At 50.6% G+C, this 16,480-nt stretch carries 11 protein-coding genes; 6 read left to right on the top strand and 5 right to left on the bottom strand.

Annotated elements, in window-relative coordinates:
- Window positions 1-384: 384 nt before the first annotated feature.
- Window positions 385-1,461, bottom strand: coding sequence for a hypothetical protein (locus H6F86_RS21575; protein WP_242033624.1), 1,077 nt, complete (start codon window positions 1,459-1,461; stop codon window positions 385-387).
- A gap of 592 nt (window positions 1,462-2,053) precedes the next feature.
- Between H6F86_RS21575 and H6F86_RS21580 the strand changes: the two genes are divergently transcribed.
- Both H6F86_RS21580 and cofG read left to right on the top strand, forming a co-directional pair.
- Entirely contained in the window at window positions 2,054-2,767 is a 714-nt protein-coding gene (locus H6F86_RS21580; protein ID WP_190451115.1) for a helix-turn-helix transcriptional regulator, read from the top strand.
- 242 nt (window positions 2,768-3,009) lie between these two features.
- Window positions 3,010-4,008: a 7,8-didemethyl-8-hydroxy-5-deazariboflavin synthase subunit CofG gene (cofG, locus tag H6F86_RS21585; RefSeq protein WP_190451117.1), complete on the top strand. Its 999-nt coding sequence runs from the start codon at window positions 3,010-3,012 to the stop codon at window positions 4,006-4,008.
- Window positions 4,009-4,280: 272 nt separating this feature from the next.
- Here cofG and H6F86_RS21590 read toward each other — a convergent pair whose 3' ends face one another.
- Window positions 4,281-7,076 (bottom strand): GAF domain-containing protein, encoded by a 2,796-nt coding sequence (locus H6F86_RS21590; protein WP_190451126.1) that lies wholly within the window; start codon window positions 7,074-7,076, stop codon window positions 4,281-4,283.
- Window positions 7,077-7,716: 640 nt separating this feature from the next.
- On the opposite strand from H6F86_RS21590, the gene H6F86_RS21595 reads away from it, so the two are divergent.
- The 3 genes from H6F86_RS21595 to H6F86_RS21605 all read left to right on the top strand — a co-directional run bounded on the left by H6F86_RS21595 (window position 7,717) and on the right by H6F86_RS21605 (window position 10,750).
- Window positions 7,717-8,964 (top strand): quinone-dependent dihydroorotate dehydrogenase, encoded by a 1,248-nt coding sequence (locus H6F86_RS21595; RefSeq protein WP_190451128.1) that lies wholly within the window; start codon window positions 7,717-7,719, stop codon window positions 8,962-8,964.
- Between the two features lie 150 nt (window positions 8,965-9,114).
- On the top strand, window positions 9,115-9,423 hold the full coding sequence (locus H6F86_RS21600) for a hypothetical protein (protein WP_190451130.1): 309 nt from the start codon (window positions 9,115-9,117) through the stop codon (window positions 9,421-9,423).
- A gap of 49 nt (window positions 9,424-9,472) precedes the next feature.
- Window positions 9,473-10,750 (top strand): FGGY-family carbohydrate kinase, encoded by a 1,278-nt coding sequence (locus H6F86_RS21605; protein WP_190451132.1) that lies wholly within the window; start codon window positions 9,473-9,475, stop codon window positions 10,748-10,750.
- A 14-nt stretch (window positions 10,751-10,764) separates the two neighbouring features.
- On the opposite strand, the gene purE is transcribed toward H6F86_RS21605, so the two are convergent.
- From purE to polA, 3 genes are all read right to left on the bottom strand, one after another.
- On the bottom strand, window positions 10,765-11,292 hold the full coding sequence (gene purE / locus H6F86_RS21610; protein ID WP_190451134.1) for a 5-(carboxyamino)imidazole ribonucleotide mutase: 528 nt from the start codon (window positions 11,290-11,292) through the stop codon (window positions 10,765-10,767).
- 32 nt (window positions 11,293-11,324) lie between these two features.
- A complete protein-coding gene (locus H6F86_RS21615; RefSeq protein WP_190451135.1) occupies window positions 11,325-11,891 on the bottom strand; it encodes an alpha-ketoglutarate-dependent dioxygenase AlkB in 567 nt (188 codons plus the stop codon).
- Between the two features lie 178 nt (window positions 11,892-12,069).
- Complete coding sequence (polA, locus tag H6F86_RS21620; protein WP_199305410.1) at window positions 12,070-14,994, bottom strand: DNA polymerase I; 2,925 nt, start codon at window positions 14,992-14,994, stop codon at window positions 12,070-12,072.
- Between the two features lie 202 nt (window positions 14,995-15,196).
- On the opposite strand from polA, the gene H6F86_RS21625 reads away from it, so the two are divergent.
- The gene (locus H6F86_RS21625; protein ID WP_190451136.1) at window positions 15,197-16,414 is read left to right on the top strand and encodes a hypothetical protein; all 1,218 of its coding nucleotides are present in this window, start codon (window positions 15,197-15,199) and stop codon (window positions 16,412-16,414) included.
- Window positions 16,415-16,480: the final 66 nt, after the last annotated feature.

The following is a 16,480-nucleotide window of genomic DNA, read 5'->3' on the forward strand; positions in this document are numbered from 1 at the left end:
CGAACCAGCCGACATACAGTCGGTTGTCGGTGCTGGTTACCCAGTTGCAAAACTGCTCCCACACGTTGACGCTCTCGCGTCTCTGTAAGGTCGTAGTCATAGTGGTAATAAGTGCTTGATTTACGTTTTTGGGTAGGTTTCACTACCTGTACGCAGTGTAAACCGAATATTGCTTTTTGTAAAGAAGATGACGCGGCAGTTTACAAGTTTAGATGCGGCAATGCTTCTTAGGCTTTGCTCAGTAGAGGCTACAGCCTCATTAGGGTTTGTTAAGCCTTTGTCCACTTTTATGAGAAAGGCTGAACATGTTGGAGCGATCGCCCTACTGCTTTCCGCTGCTCTTAGCCCCTTTGACGGCTATAACGAGCCTTAGTAGGGCGGTTACTACTTGGTTAAGCCTTGCTTCATTTTGTTGAGGGCTTGCTCAATATCTAGCTCTAGAAAGCGATCGAGCGCTAGGTAGACCCAGTGATAAGACCGCTGGGTATCCTGAAAGGTCTTCTGAAAGCCCAATGCTAACCGCAGATCTTCGTACAAGGGGTGCAGGATCAGTGAGTAAATGTCGCAGAGGTTAGGAAAATCTTGCTGCATCTCTACTAAAGTGTTGCGGCTGTCTTCAAGCAGCAGAGAAATATTCTTGCTTTGCAGATAGGGTGTATCAATAACCCAGGAGCGAATGTAAACAGACGTGCAGTGTTCATCGCCTGCGGCAGCCATCTTAAAGGGATCGACTTCAACATCTGATGAGAGATAGAAGCTTTTACTTGGCGGCTGGAAGAAATAGACTTCAGACTCGCTGGTGACAGGATAGAGCACAGAGATACCGATCGGATTCAAATTGTCAGAACGACGTAAGACCCTCAAGCCTTTAGGATATTGCCGTGCCCAACTGCGTAGAGCCTGAGCAATTTTGTGAGAGGCTTTGGCTACGTCTTTCATTAGCTCTGCATACGTGCGAGCGATCAAATTCGCGATCGGAATTGTGTCTGTGCGGGGATTGAAAGCATCGGCAATGAGTGTAACGGCTATTTCTGCCTGGATGGGCGTTTCCAGTTCGGGAAGGGAGCGAATCTGAAGACAGAGCGTTTGCCCGTCAAACTGTTTTTCGAGTAGACCCAGCGCCACAAAGCGATCGATCATCATGCCTGCGGCGCGATCACTGCCCCGCTCCTGGTTGCTGTAGAACAAGTCTGCGGCTTCTCGATGGGTGCAGGCAATCAAACCTTCCGTAGAGCGCAATTGGCTTAACGGCTGCGATAGCTGTAGACCCAACTGTTGTTGTTGTTTAAGTAGCAAATATGCCCAGAGGCGCACAAAGTATTCTGCTCGACGACGTGTTAGACCACCACGCCCCATTAGCATTGCGACATAAACACGCTGCTGCGCCAGAGGAAAAAACTGATCAAGCGACTCAGGCTCTAAACGTTGACTGTCGCGGGGCATGGCTTTCAGGGAACTCATTTATTTACAGGGAAGAAGCGGCTTAAGAGATGGAGCGTTGAGGCGATCGCTAGCTGAAGCAGCAACTAAGGTTCGTAGCAATCTAAGCGGCAGCAATGCAAAGTACCCAAACGGGTGAGTACTTTTAGGCTTGCTGAACCGAGAATAATGACAACAGCGGTACGGAATCTAAACGTCTTTGTTGAAGCTAAAGGGTTGGCAGCCAAGGACAAATCAAAAAATCAGGTTCGACTGTTTGAAGCAACAAACTTGCTGCATCCAGATACTTCCACCGACAAGATGCTGAGACGTTGAGTGTAGTGAAGCTAATCTTGAAGACATTCACAGCCGCTCCCAAGAAGACAAAGTAGCAGCAAAACCATGTTCGTTATTAGTTGGAGATGCCTAGTTCCCTCAAATTGAACTCATTATTGACCAATTAGACCGTGACTACAATCCGGAATTGGAAAAACTTCACCCTGTTTCAGCGTTGTTCATGCTTCTTCACCAAACCTAAGTAAAGTTCGTGCCCCTGGTGCGGCTTACGGTCTTCTCATTGCATCTTCATAAACGAAGCAAGCACACTATCAGCATCGTTTGTGGAGTCTGATCTATGACAGCCCCCGTAGTGTTTGCCCCTCTAGAAGCGGCACCCGTCGGTCCCTTGTTTCGTCCTTATGCTGCCGAAAAAGCGAGCCACTCAGCAGCGTCCCGTCGCGTTAGAAAGGCCTCTAGCCAATTGCCACAGAACAATGCACAATCCAGCGATGCATCGGCTCTAAACCTGATTCAGAGTAGTTTGCTGGAATCGCTGCACCAGGGCGTAATTGTCACTTCTTGTAGCTTGAAGCCGCTTTATTGGAATGCAAGAGCACGGCAGTTGTGCCAGCATCTAGCAGGCGGTGACGTTCAACCACTCGAACTACCAACGGCAGTGGCTGAAGTATGCCGCCGGTTAATGCGACATGACCGTTTGAGTGAGCTTCCCCTCATCCTGGAATGCCAGACAGCCACTGGGCAAACCATCCGTATGAATGCTCGTTGGCTCCATCTTGCTGACGATCGCGGCACGCAGCAGCCCTACATCCTCATACTGCTGGAAAACTGCAACGACTTGCTGCAAGAAGAAGTGCGGATTGAGCGTAAGAAATATGACCTGACAGAGCGTGAAGCAGAAGTCTGGATGCTACTGCGACAAGAGTATAGCTATCAAGACGTTGCCAAGTTGCTTCAAATCAGCCTGAACACAGTCAAGACACACGTAAAAAATGTCTACGCTAAGAAACGCAGTTGTCAGGGGCGCGAAAAGTTCTGGTGCGGTGAGTAAGCGCCGCCTTTGTCGGAATTCAGGATACGGAAAGCGGAAATAGAAAAAGCTTCAGCTCTAGTTTTGAGGCTGAGGGGATGGGTCTATCTCTGCTATCAAATGAGTATGGAGACAAATGCAATGCGACTTGAGAAACGGTTAGCCTGGAAGCGACGGACTACAACGACTCCAGAGTTTTTGCTACGCTATCGTGCATCTGGTCGGTAGTCCTGACCTCTGACGTTGCGCTCAAGCCTGCTGTGATGGATTTTGCGAAGACTGTGACGTATAGCCCTGCTTATACGCTAGTGCCGACCTATGAGTGCTTTAACCGTTGCAGCTACTGTAATTTTCGTGCTGACCCGGGTAAAAGTACCTGGCTAACACTGACCGATGCAGAAACACAATTACGATCGCTCCAACATCAGGGTGTCATCGAGATTTTGATCTTAAGTGGTGAAGTGCATCCACACAGCGATCAGCGATCGCTATGGGTTCAGCACATTTATGACCTTTGCGAACTGGCTCTGTCGATAGGTTTTCTACCCCACACCAATGTGGGACCGCTGAGCCTGGTTGAGATGGAGCGTCTCAAGACCGTCAATGTTTCGATGGGTTTGATGGTGGAGCAAGTCACCCCAACCCTGCTACAGACGGTGCATCGTCATGCGCCCAGTAAGCTACCAGCACTGCGCCTACAGCAGCTTGCACAAGCGGGCGAGCTGCAAATTCCCTTTACCACTGGGCTGCTGCTCGGCATTGGTGAGACAGAGGCAGAACGGTGGCAGACATTAGAAGCGATCGCGCAATCGCATCAGCGCTGGAGACACATTCAGGAAGTAATTTTACAGCCCTACAGCCCTGGAGACACAGAAGCATGGGCAGGAGCCGCCTTTTCGCCACAGCAACTCCTTGAAACAATCACCCTTGCTCGACGTATTCTGCCGTCTGACATCGTGCTGCAAATCCCTCCCAATTTGGTGCCACGATCGCACTTGTCTGCCTGCCTGGACGCTGGCGCACGCGATTTAGGCGGCATTGGACCGCACGATGAAGTGAACCCTGCCTATCCGCACCCGATCGATGTAGAGCTAGCGAGCGATCTCAGCGAAGCTGGCTGGACGTTAATGCCGCGCTTACCGATCTATCCTCACTATGACGCATGGTTAGCACAAGCATTGAAAGACGCTGTAGAACGGTGGCGAGAGAGGATTGAAGGTAGAAGGCAGAAGGCAGAAGGCAGAAGAGTGTTTGGCGGTTAAAACTGCGACAATACGCATGAAATTTGTCTAGACAGATGCAGAGAAAGCGAGGGTTTTGCAATCTGTGGCAGTAGGTTTTGTCCTGTAGCTGATACTTCGGTTGCCCAAGCTATAAGCATCTGGATGTTCAAAGCATCGTTGCAGTCCTTACTTTTGCCTTTTGTAGCAGTCGAAGAGAAGTTAGGAGAGACATAAACCTTGAAACTTCCTTTGAGCAAGGGCTTCGATTCATCCCCCATCCTTCATTCTTTTGCTAAACCGCTCTAAATCCCTTACTCCTTTTTGGCAGCTGCCCGATCGTTGGTCGCTAGAGGAAGTACCAGTCGGCTTAAGCTGCGGTTGTCCTCTAGGGTGTACAGGTTCAGTTCACCGCCGATTTGCTTCATGATCGCCTGGCAAATATGTAGATGCTGACCCGGTAGTTGGTCGAGGGTTGAGTGGGCTAACCAGTCTATAGCTCGCCCGTTTTCCAGTTCGGACAGCAGCCGTGGCTCGATGACACCGTTATCAGTAATCGAGAGTTCGAGCCAGTGGCTATCAATTTGACGGCACCAGATGTCGATACGTCCTCCAATAGCGGAGCGTTGGCTAGCAGCGAGCAGTAATTCATACAGCACCAGCTCAATCTTTGCTGTATCGCCATCAAGAGTGAGATTGGTTTCATTGTGTACCTGCGTCCAGAGCTGCTGTTGCTTCAGCACATGATCGACTCGCGCCAGCGATCGCTTTAGCAAACTTACCAGCGACAACGTACGTGAGGTTATTTGCAATTGCCATTGTTCAGCCTCAACCACCTTCGCAAGTGGTGTGACCGCCTCGTTAAGCTGTCGCAAAATTTGCTGATGACGGGTGCTAAAGAGGGGGTCTTTGGGATTGCCGAGGTCTTGCAGCCGTTTCAGGTTGGGAATGAGCGAGCGATACAGTTCTTCTAAGGAACGATGTTTGTACCAGTTCAGCCGCTTCAGCTCTTCACGCTGCGTAGAGAGCTTTTGGGTCAGCAGCAGGTAGCGACGAGACCACGCAAGTTGGCTGGCAAGAGCACTGAGCGCTTTCAGATGACGCTCTGCCCATTGGCGATCGCTACCATCAGCGACCAGCAAAATACCGGATGGCTCATGTTCTGGAGCAGTGCGTAACGCGATCGCTAACACTTGACCAATACCAACCCCGTTGAACCATTGGCGCGTTTCAGTCGGCAGGTCGGCGATCGCTAGCGGCAGTACACCTTCATGGGCTAGCACCCATTGAACCAGTGCATCGGTTAGAACTGGGATCGTAGCATTGGCATTAACGGTAAAGCGATCGTTGCTGGTGAGCGATACGACAACGCGACCGATCGCCGTTCCAGGCGTCCACACAATCAGGGTTGCCAAAGGTGCCTGAAGTACCTGAGCGATATGTTTCAGTGCCGCTTGTTCCAAGGGTTCCAATTGATGGATCTGCTGCATGAGAGTCAGACCCTGCTGAAGGTTTTGGCTCACTATTTGCTGCTGCTCGTTTTGCCGTTGCAGTTGCCACTGATGCAAGATCAAGCCAAGCTGCTGGCTGACAATGCGTACCAGATCGTACTCAATCTGGCTCCAGGTACGCGGACTTTCATGGCAGACTACGACGAGTCCATCGACGGCATGACCGAGGGAGACATTACAAAGGATGAGTGATCGCACACCTAATTCTAGAAGGCGATCGCGCCATGCTAGCAGCCGTAAGTCGCCCTCCAGGTTTTCGATACCAATGCTACCCGTACTTTTTTCAAGCAACTGCCAGTCAGCGGCGCCCAGAGTCTCTAGTGGCGTTGTAAAGGGGCGACGGTTGGTTGGTTGACTTTGATGGGCAAGCTCAAAGGCGCTTTGCTCTGCGTCGTAGAGCAGCACCAGAAAGCGATCAGCACGCAGGCGTTTGCAGAGTTGTTCGGCTGCCAGATTAAGTGTTGCTTTCCAGTCATCTTCGCTGTAGAGGGAACGGGCAATTTCGGCAGTGAGGAGGCGATCGCGCTGGATCTGTTCAATCGTGTTTTCCATGTCATCCAAGGGCGCAATGAGGGCAATAATTTGCGCAGCCCCACGGATGTAGCTTTTCTCTTCGTCTTCCCAAATCCGGGGTTCCTGCCCTTCTACTGCCAGAAAGCCCAGCAGTTCGTCTTGAAATAAGATCGGCGCAGCTAGCAACGAACGTGCGCGAATTTGCTGCATCAGGCGGCTAGTCGTATCAGCCTTAAGAGAACTGTGCGCCTCGCCGATCGACACCAGTTGGTCAGCACATAATGCCTGGTAAAAGCCGCTCACTTCCTGCACGGTAATGCCGGATGCCGGTTGACTTGTTTCACTAAAGCCAGTCGTTTTTTGGCGATTGCTCATCCGCCGCCAAAAAAAGCGTTGGTTGCGCTCAAACCAGTACACATTAGTGCGTGCGGGCTGTATGAACTGATGTGTCTCTTCGACAATGGCTTCTAGCCGTGGACCCAAGCCAGCCAGCGATTGTAGCTTGGTCAACAGCGACAGGAGGGGTTGATCGGGACGTTTGACTTGCTGCCGGAGCCACTCTGCTTCAATCTGGTGCAGTGCTGCCGCTAAAGCACCCAAAACCATCGACAGTCGCGCTTTTTCGTCCGATCGCGGCGCTGCACCCCAGAGGCTTGACCCCAGCAGCGTCACCCCAAAACATTGATCTCTATACCGAAGCGGGAAAATGACTGTTCCCTGAATACTGTCAATCTGTGCTGTTTTACGCCAATCACCAGCTCTCAGTTCTTGCCGCAAGTCGGGCACTGCCAGCGGACGCTGCTGAATTACAACCTGCTCCAGCAAATCGCCAGGATTCAGCACAATCCGTTGTTTTAGCAAGGGAATGTTACCAGATGGTGATACCCCACCCTTGCCATGCAACCGATGCGCTAGACGATCGTATAAGCCAATCCAGATCAGGCTGTAATCAAATTCAGCTTGCAGATAACTGAGCGTTGTATCAATGAGAACATCAGCATTTTCTTCTTCTCGAAGAATTTGCAGGATTCGTCCCAAGGCAACCAACTGTTTGTCGTTGGCGTTTGGCTCTTTTGGTTGAACCATGTGGTGTAGCGATGGATACGCCAATACGATGAAAAGAAGCAGCCTGCTCGAAGCAAACTAGTTTCGGGCAAAAATTACACCGAAACCCGTTGGATAATGCAACCTAGATGGACTGCTGAAACCTGTGGGAACGTTGTCTCCATCCTAGTTCGTTTTCAAGGCTTCAGCGCAACGGCAAATGCTTAAGTGTCAAGCAACGTTGGAAGTATGTTAGTGCGTACGATTGCGTAAGGCAAAGAGTTAGGACGCCGCTTTTAGGAATACGACTTACGTACAAAGTGCTCAGATCCCCGGCTTCTGGTTAAAACTTAGCCATTAACCCTACTCCAGCGTAGAAGGCAGGGATTGCATAAGCTCTAAGGAACTTCGATCATATGGCTAGCTTGTCTCGGTTCAGCCGTTCTTATCTGAAGAAGCGCTGCCTATACAAACAGGGGCAGAAAGGTCAGTCATTCTTCGTTTGAGAAAAAACCGTCATTACTTAGGAGTATTTATAAAGCACTAGAAGGTTGCAAGGCATTGTAGTGCCCTGAGCCGACAAAATGCTTACCTTTAGTTAGCAGTGCCCTTTTTATCCTGTACGCAGTTCAAATTTTAGGGGTTGCCAGGTATGCTAATCAACGATCGCTTAATGTAACCCGTGAATATCTATCGGTCTGTCGTTCGTCCTGTACTTTTCTCTGGTCTCAAGGCAGATCCGGAGTGGCTGCACCAACAAACCTTGAATACGTTGGGATGGCTCGACCAGCATCACAAAGAGCCGTCTGCACGCTGGCTTCAGCATCAGGTTGGCAAGTCCTATCGCTTAGCGGACGATCGCCTCACGCAGCGGCTCTGGGGCTTGCACTTTCAAAACCCGATCGGGCTGGCAGCGGGCTTTGACAAAGATGGCGTTGCCTCTGGTATTTGGAGCAGCTTTGGCTTTGGCTTTGCCGAACTCGGTACCGTAACGGCGATCGCCCAAACGGGTAATCCACTACCGCGTTTATTCCGCTTACCCCTAGACCATGCCGCCCTGAATCGTATGGGTTTTAACAATCGCGGTGCCACAGTGATGGCAGCAACCTTGCAGCAGCGCTGGGGGGAGAGGGGAGAGGAAAGAGGGGGAAGCAAGCGGACGGGGAAGCAAGCGGACGGGGAAAGGAGCAGAAGCACAACGCAAGATTCAGATTCTTCCCTCACCCCTGCTTCCTCTGCGCCCCTTCCCCCCTGCCTTTTTCCGATCGGCATTAATCTGGGCAAATCGAAAGTCACGCCGCTAGAGGAGGCAGCAACTGACTATTTAACTAGTTTCAAATTGCTCAAGAACTGGGGCGATTACTTTGTGGTAAACGTGAGTTCGCCAAATACGCCAGGGCTGAGATCGCTCCAAGCAGCCGACCAGCTTGATCCCATTCTGGCAGCACTCCAGCAGGAAAATACTAGGCAGAAACCATTGCTGATTAAAATTGCGCCGGATCTAGAGTGGGATGAGATCGCCACCATCCTTGACTTGGCTCAAAAGCATCACTTGGCAGGCATTATTGCGACAAACACGACCATTCGACGAGATGGGTTGACCACACAAGTAGTGCAAGCAACGGGTAAATCGGTGCAGGAAGAAGCAGGTGGCATTAGCGGTGCGCCAGTGCGGCAGCGATCGACAGAGGTGATCCGGTTCATCTGGCAGGAAACGCAGGGTCAGTTGCCTATCATTGGCGTAGGTGGTGTTTTTACTCCAGACGATGCGTGGGAAAAAATCACGGCAGGAGCCAGCCTAGTGCAAGTCTACACAGGTTGGGTTTACGAAGGTCCGGGGATGGTTCGTCGCATTCTAGAAGGCTTGTTGCAAAAACTAGAGGAGCGAGGGTTTACATCGCTGTCACAGGCGACCGGGCAGCAAGACTAGCCTTTGATACGTTACGGACTTCTAGACCCTTGGCAAAGCGGATTTAAAGACACACAGGCAAGGGTTGCTATACGCCAACTGGAGGAAGCTGTAAGCAGCCGACGCAGGTTAGCTTAAAGTCAGAAGCCACTTTTCAGGAGGCTGCCCTAAATGAAATGTGCAGTTTATGCGATTGCTACCGTGATGGTGCTGCTGGGTACAGGTACGACGATGGCGCAGTCACTACCCTCGCTCGATCGCCTCACACCGCTACAACGTCAGCAGTTTTCACGAGATTTGGTGCCTTCGAGCGCTCAGGACTTTTTTAGGACAGGGCAGGCAAACTTAGAACAAGAAATTCGCTTGCTTATAGGTCCGCGATCGCCTAACAAGCCGTTGCTGAACGTTAATCAGGATTTGCAATTGCAGCCAGAACCAAACAATCAACCGCCCCGATTGCAGCGCGATCGCACTCAGTAAAGGAGAATAGGTTTGTTGAAGTGCCTGCATCCAGCCGCCCTTATCAACTATGAGTTTTTACGCAGGCATTGACTTTGGCACATCAGGTGCACGGCTTGCAATCGTGAATGCAACGGCAGAGCTTTGCTATGAGGCAAGTATGCCGTTTGGGACAGTGGCAGAATCAGACTTAGCCGCTTGCTGGCAAGAAACGCTGTTCGCGCTGTTGCAGAAGGTCGATCGCGCTGAGCGAAAAAAACTGGCTGCGATCGCCGTTAATGGCACCTCCGCTACGGTGTTGCTGTGTGATGCTGCCGGTCAGCCGCTCACGCCACCATTGCTTTATAACGATCCCCGTGGTGCAGCAGAAGTCGAAACCTTACAGCGACTCTTTGCTCAGGAGCAATACATGAATGCGCCCTGTCAGCACACGGTACTAAGTGCCACATCCAGCCTGGTCAAGCTGCTGTGGTGGAGTCGGCAAGCCACCATTTCGCACGCAAAATACTTGCTGCATCAGGCAGATTGGTTGGCGTTCTTGCTGCATGGGCAACCCGGCATCAGCGACTATCACAATAGCTTGAAGCTGGGTTACGACGTGGTGGAATGCCGCTATCCTGCATGGCTGTCAGCGCTGGCGATCGCGCCTCTTCTACCCCATGTCGTTGCGCCGGGAACGCTGATCGGACGAGTCCAACCGGATGTTGCTACACAGCTTGACCTATCGCCTGACTGCCGGGTATGCGCTGGCACCACTGACAGCATTGCCGCCTTTCTGGCAAGTGGAGCAACAGAGCCAGGAGAGGCCGTGACATCGTTAGGCTCAACGCTGGTGCTAAAGTTACTCAGCCAGGTGCCTGTTGAAAACCAAGTTTATGGCATCTATAGCCATCGTCTGGGAGATCGCTGGCTGGTTGGCGGGGCATCGAACACGGGTGGAGCCGTTTTACAGCAATTTTTTACGCCAGCAGACTTAGCGTGCTTGAGCGATCGTATTCCCACTGAGCAGGTAAGTCCCCTAACGTATTACCCACTCACGCAACCAGGAGAGCGCTTTCCAGTAAATGACCCAAACCTGCTACCATGCCTAGAACCACAACCTGACGATCCGGTTGCCTTTTTGCACGGGCTGTTGGAAAGCATGGCACGGATTGAAGCAGAGGGCTATCAGCTCTTACAGACGTTGGGGGCAACGCCGTTAAGTCGTGTGTATACTGCAGGGGGCGGAGCGCAAAATGCTGCCTGGACAGCACTACGGCAGCGACACCTTGGCGTGACAGTCGAGCGATCGCGACAACCAGAAGCCGCTTACGGCACCGCGTTACTGGCACTAGGTGGAGGTATTTGACTGACCTGATGCCATTACGCCCGCATTTCTTCCTCCAGATAGCGCTTATAGCCCTTTTCCTCTAACTTTGCCTGCTTCTCGATCACGATCTGGGCGAGGTTCTGGCGATACTGCTGCACTTTTTCGAGCAGCGCTGGATCGTGGGTTGCCAAAATTTGCACAGCGAGGAGTCCAGCATTACGAGCATTGCCGATCGCCACCGTTGCGACGGGAACCCCTGCGGGCATCTGTACGATCGAGTAAAGCGAGTCCAGTCCTTGCAGTTGACGACTGATGACTGGTACTCCAATCACAGGCAGAGGAGTCAGGGCGGCGACCATACCGGGCAAGTGCGCTGCACCGCCTGCACCCGCAATGATCACCTTCAGACCTCGCAGATGCGCTTGTTGAGCATAATTGACCATGCGCTCTGGCGTACGGTGCGCCGAGACAATACCGATTTCGCAGAGGATGTCAAAATCTTCGCAAGCCGCGATCGCGTCCTGCATGGTGGGCAAATCTGAATCGCTGCCCATGATAATACCGATAAGGGGGGAAGGCATTTGTAAAGATAGAGGATAGTTTTTGAGTTAATTTAATCAACAATTACTCTAAACGTTAGATTGATTCTTGGTTCTACCTTTCTAGCGGTTTTTGGAACTTGATGCTGCCAGAAATGTTGAGTTTCCCCAGCCATAAGCAGAAAGCTGCCATGTGTCAACTCAACTTCCGCTTTCAAATCCCGATTTTGTCTGTGTCGAAACATAAACCTTCTTGTTCCACCAAAACTGACAGAGCCAATTACAGGATTATCCCCTAATTCTGGCTCGGCATCAGTATGCCAAGAAATTCCATCGCCTCCATGACGATAGAGATTCAGTAAAACGCTATTGAATTGGACTTCTGCAACCGCTTCAATACGCTGCTTCACTTCCAGCAAACTCGGAGTCCAAGGTTCAGGATCGAGATGAATACCTGAGAATGTATATGATTTGCCTCGATCACCATACCAAGCAGTCTTTCGCGGCAAATCTATTTCCTTGCCATAAAGCTTCATTCTGTCTTGCCGCCAGTTAATTTCGTTCAGCAAAACTTGAAAGAGCGTATCACTTTTCCGCAGGTCAAAAAAGTTGCGGTAGAAAGTAGCCTTTGCGTCTGGCATAGATAGGACTTCCCCTACCAAATCATGGTCGGCACTGGTAGCAGACCCAAACCCAGAGAACAAGTCTCCCTGAAGTACTCTCAAAACACCGCCTTACCGAAAATCTTATCTAAAGACCTTCCCTGACATCTGACCGCTATAACTTCGATTACGTTTCCATTAGGGACTAGCAGCATAATCACTTCGTCGCCATCCAGTTTTCACCAGAGTGAATTTCGACCACTAAGGGAATAGAGAGCTCGACTGCTGATTCCATCGTGGCTTTGATTTTTGGTCCTAGTTCCGCCCATTCGTCGGGTGGCATCTCGAAGATGAGTTCATCGTGGACTTGCAGCAAGAGCCGTGCCTGATACTCCTGCAATAAATCGTGCAGTTTTGCCATTGCAATTTTGATAATGTCGGCGCTAGAGCCTTGAATGGGGGCGTTGGCGGCAGCACGGAGCGATCCGGCATCGTACTGGTCGCGGAGTTTGAGCTTGGTGAGGTCGATCGACCCTGGCTCCATTCCTCTTAGTCGCTTGAGTGACTCGCTGGCAAAGTTGAAGTAGCGGCGACGACCGAGGATGGTTTCGACGTAGCCATGAGCGATCGCTTCTCGCTGCATTTGCTGGAGGTACTCAAAAACTTTGGAGTAACGTTCGTTGAAGCGATCGATAAACAGTCGAGCTTCGCTAGATTTTACGCCTGCTTCTCGTGCAAACCGTTGGGCACCCATGCCATAGATCACGCCAAAGTTGATGATTTTTGCCAGGCGTCGTTCTTCGGAGTTGATGTCCTCTTTCTCTAGCAACAGTCGTGCTGTAAGCGTATGAATATCACCATTTTGCCGATAGGTATCGAGCAGAACTGGCTCCTGGCTCAGATGCGTCAGAATGCGGAGTTCGATTTGGGAATAATCTGCCGCGACCATCACCCAGCCGGGCTCAGAGACAAACGCTTTGCGAATCTGGCGACTAAACGCGGTTCGGATGGGAATATTTTGCAGGTTGGGATTAGAGGATGAGAGCCGTCCCGTTGTTGTGCCCGTCTGGTTAAAGTTGGTGTGGACTCGATGGGTGTCTGGGCGCACCAGCAATGGCAACGCATCCACATAGGTTGATTTCAGCTTGCTGAGAGTGCGCTGCTCTAAAATGGCATCAATAACGGGATGGTCGCCTTGCAGTTTTTCTAATGTGATGGCATCGGTAGAAAAGCCCGTCTTCATACGGCGCGACTTCTTGGTGTCTAGTCCCAGGGTATTAAACAGCAGATCGCTGAGTTGTTTGGGTGAACCGAGGTTGAATTTTTGTCCAGCAACTTCGTAGGCATGAAGCTCGATCGCCGCCAGATCGGTTTCCAATTTCTGAGACAGGTCCTTGAGATAGGCAACATCAATGTGCACGCCGCAGTATTCCATCTCTGCGAGAACAGGCTCTAACGGTTGCTCCACGTCCAGTAACAGCCGATGCAGGGCGGGAACTTCCTCTAGTAGGGCGCGTAGTTTGGGCACGAGGAGAAAGGTCGTGTAGGCATCCAACCCGCAGTAGTCTGCAACGGCAGGAATATCGACATCCGCGATCGTCTTGCCTTTGGGTACTAGATCGGTATAGCTCTGAGCCGTGATATTTAGATGCTTGCCGCTTAACTCGGTTAGATTGTGGCTTTCGTCGGGATTGAGGACATAGCTTGCCAACATAGGGTCAAACACTACGCCTGCCAGTTTAATGCCCTGACAGCGCAAGACCAGGCGATCGAACTTGGCATTTTGCAGTGCTTTGGGATAGTCAGCACTTTCGAGAATGGGGCGCAGTGCCTCCAGGGTAGTTGCTTTGTCGAGATTGCCACCATTGGTATGTCCCAGCGGAATGTATGCCATGTCAGATAGTTCTGGTCCCCAGCAACAGCCAATCCCGACGAGATCAGCATCACGGGGTTCGAGTGCAGTGGTTTCGGTGTCCCAGGCAACGGGAGTTTCAGGGCTGGTGAAGGTTTTGAGGCGATCGATCAGCTCGGTCAGTTTCTCAGGCGTATCGATGATGTGAGGCGCAATGGCGACGGGGAGCACTTTTTGCGCGGCAGCGGTATCTTCGGCGCTGAAGAACCACAGATCGCCGTCTTCCCGGTACTGAGGTGTAGGAGTTGCTTTCTCTGCGGGAGCCGTAGCATCGGACGCGTCCTCGATCTGATCGCCGCTGAACTGACGATGTACTTTCTGGATGCGATTAATAAACGTGCGAAATTCCAGCTTTTCCAGCAGTTCATTCACGGCTGTCTCATCGAAATCGCGGATGCGGCACGACTCCCAATCGACCTCTAGCGGCACATTCAGGTGAATCTGCGCCATCCATTGCGAATGACGAGCATCGTCCTTACCTGCCTCCAGCTTCTGTCGCACAGCACCTTTGATTTGATCCAGCGACTCGTAAACTTTTTCTAAGGAGCCGTAGGTCGTAAGTAGCTGCACTGCGGTCTTGTCGCCAATGCCCTTCACACCAGGAATGTTATCGGAACTGTCGCCACACAGCGCTTTGTAGTCCACGATCTGCGACGGCAAGATCCCCATCTTTTCCTTCACCTGCTCCACGCCAAACTCGCGGGGTGGAGGCGTACCTTTGCCGTAGACCGTGCTGAGGTAGAGGACTTTTGTGGTGGCTTCTGGATCGACCAGTTGGAACAGGTCACGATCGCCACTCAAAATCTTGACTAAAAAGCCATCGGCACTTGCTCGTCGTGCCAGCGTCCCAATCACATCATCCGCTTCGTAATTTGCTGCTGTCAAAATGGGCAGATTCAGCGCTAACAGAAGTTCTTGCAGATTTGCTAGATCGGGGATGAAATCCTCTGGCGTTTCGGCTCTACCCGCTTTATAGGTGTCATCTGCCTCATGACGAAACGTTTTTTCAGACAGGTCAAAGGCGATTGCCACATACTGCGGTTTCTCTGCCTCCATTGTTTCCAGCAGCGCTTTCAGAAAGCCGTAAGAGACGCTCGTGGGAATCCCACTTTTCGTGCGGAGCCCACCATCCCGACCCTTCGCAAAGGCAAAGTAGGAACGGAACGCTAGCGAATGCCCGTCGATTAGGAGAATAAGCGGTTTGGTGGGAGAGGAAGCAGAGGAAGACAAGGAAGTGATGACCGTGAGGGATAAGCCTTATTGTATCGAGTGCAGAGCAAGTCAGCAGGAGTTGCTGTAGTTCCGACACTAGTTTGTTCGAATGTTAGGCTGCCAATGCATCTGGGCATCTTACGCAAAGGACTGCAACAGTTAAGCAGCAAACTTTTGTACCCTGTCATTTTTCTTGTATTTGAGTAGTGGAAACTGAAAGATGTTTGTAAACGAAGCCGAACTTCAACAGTTGGTACATGAGCAACCTGAGCTAATTCTGAGCGGCATACCAGAAATCAATCCCGTTTACTGTTCCGATACACCTAAGATCCTTTCTTTAGGGCGAGAGATCCCTTTACGGAGTGGACCTATTGATAACCTATACGTTGATACTAACGGGATCATTACGTTAGTGGAGTGCAAAACCTACAGTAATTCGGGAATCAAGCGGAGCGTTTATTCTCAAGCAATAAACTATGCCTCTGATTTACAGAATATGCTAATCCACTATTCTGGGACTGAATTTATAGAGCAGTTTTATTCAATCATTACCGAAGGTAATTTTGTCACTTACCCACAGTTTGATTCTATGGTTGCTCAGTTATCTCAAGACTGTATTTTGGAGGGCAAAAACAAAAAAGATTGGAAGCAGCAGTTTTTGCAACGACTTGAATTTAACATTAAGAATGGAGTCTTTAGAATTGTTATTCTGTGTGCCCCTTCCAAGACTAATTTATTTTCTTACGCAGCAGTGAGAAATCTGATGCAGCTAATGACCTTTTCAGAATCAGGCAATTCAAAATATGATCTGATTCTCATGGATTTACGTGGAGAAGCAGGAGCTTACCAAGCTCAAATGATTTGGAGACGTTATTGTCCCCTGCCCCAAATTCCACTGATAGCTAACAGCTTAAGAGCTGTTGAGCGTGGAATAGAAGCGATGAGGAAACGTTTTTCTATGCTACCTTCTCCAGCTCAAGCAACTCTCAAAAGGTTTCAAGATAGTTTGCGTGAAGCAGGGATTGATGTGGTAGAGAATAGTATAGGTTACTCTTTACGTGATGCAGATACTAGGAAATCAATGTTTATCTCAGTTGAGACTGATCAGGATACTTGGTTTGTTAGACGACATCAAATCAGAAATGATGACTCGCTTTTTGCTAATATGGGAAGCGATGATGTGAAGATAACAGTAACTGCTGTTAAGGCGTGGGCGGCAGGTGCTACTCGCGATGCCCTAGAAAGAGTAGCTGAAAGATACAAGGTTTTTGGGAAGCCATCTGAGATAAATGGTGTAAGAGGTGTGATGTATGAAATTTGGATTTATACATCTAGTGAAACAGATATTCCAGCGCTCATACACTTACTCAAGTCTCGTTTGAGGTATCAAACGGTAGCGTTGTCCCCACAACCCGTTTTGGAGTTAGCGACCCAGTAGCTGATTAGATCCCCGACTTCTTGAAGAAGTCGGGGATCTTGGGTTTAATCGCTCTTGGGGCGATCG

Origin of the sequence: Phormidium sp. FACHB-592 (genome assembly GCF_014695795.1) — a bacterium.
Classification (GTDB): domain Bacteria; phylum Cyanobacteriota; class Cyanobacteriia; order Leptolyngbyales; family Leptolyngbyaceae; genus Stenomitos.

Coding starts and splice junctions, on each gene's coding strand:
- purE (WP_190451134.1), bottom strand. CDS start 11,292: ATGCCTTCCCCCCTTATCGGTATTATCATGGGCAGCGATTCAGATTTG.
- H6F86_RS21590 (WP_190451126.1), bottom strand. CDS start 7,076: ATGGTTCAACCAAAAGAGCCAAACGCCAACGACAAACAGTTGGTTGCC.
- H6F86_RS21580 (WP_190451115.1), top strand. CDS start 2,054: ATGACAGCCCCCGTAGTGTTTGCCCCTCTAGAAGCGGCACCCGTCGGT.
- H6F86_RS21615 (WP_190451135.1), bottom strand. CDS start 11,891: ATGCCAGACGCAAAGGCTACTTTCTACCGCAACTTTTTTGACCTGCGG.
- H6F86_RS21575 (WP_242033624.1), bottom strand. CDS start 1,461: ATGAGTTCCCTGAAAGCCATGCCCCGCGACAGTCAACGTTTAGAGCCT.
- H6F86_RS21605 (WP_190451132.1), top strand. CDS start 9,473: ATGAGTTTTTACGCAGGCATTGACTTTGGCACATCAGGTGCACGGCTT.
- cofG (WP_190451117.1), top strand. CDS start 3,010: ATGGATTTTGCGAAGACTGTGACGTATAGCCCTGCTTATACGCTAGTG.
- H6F86_RS21625 (WP_190451136.1), top strand. CDS start 15,197: ATGTTTGTAAACGAAGCCGAACTTCAACAGTTGGTACATGAGCAACCT.
- H6F86_RS21600 (WP_190451130.1), top strand. CDS start 9,115: ATGAAATGTGCAGTTTATGCGATTGCTACCGTGATGGTGCTGCTGGGT.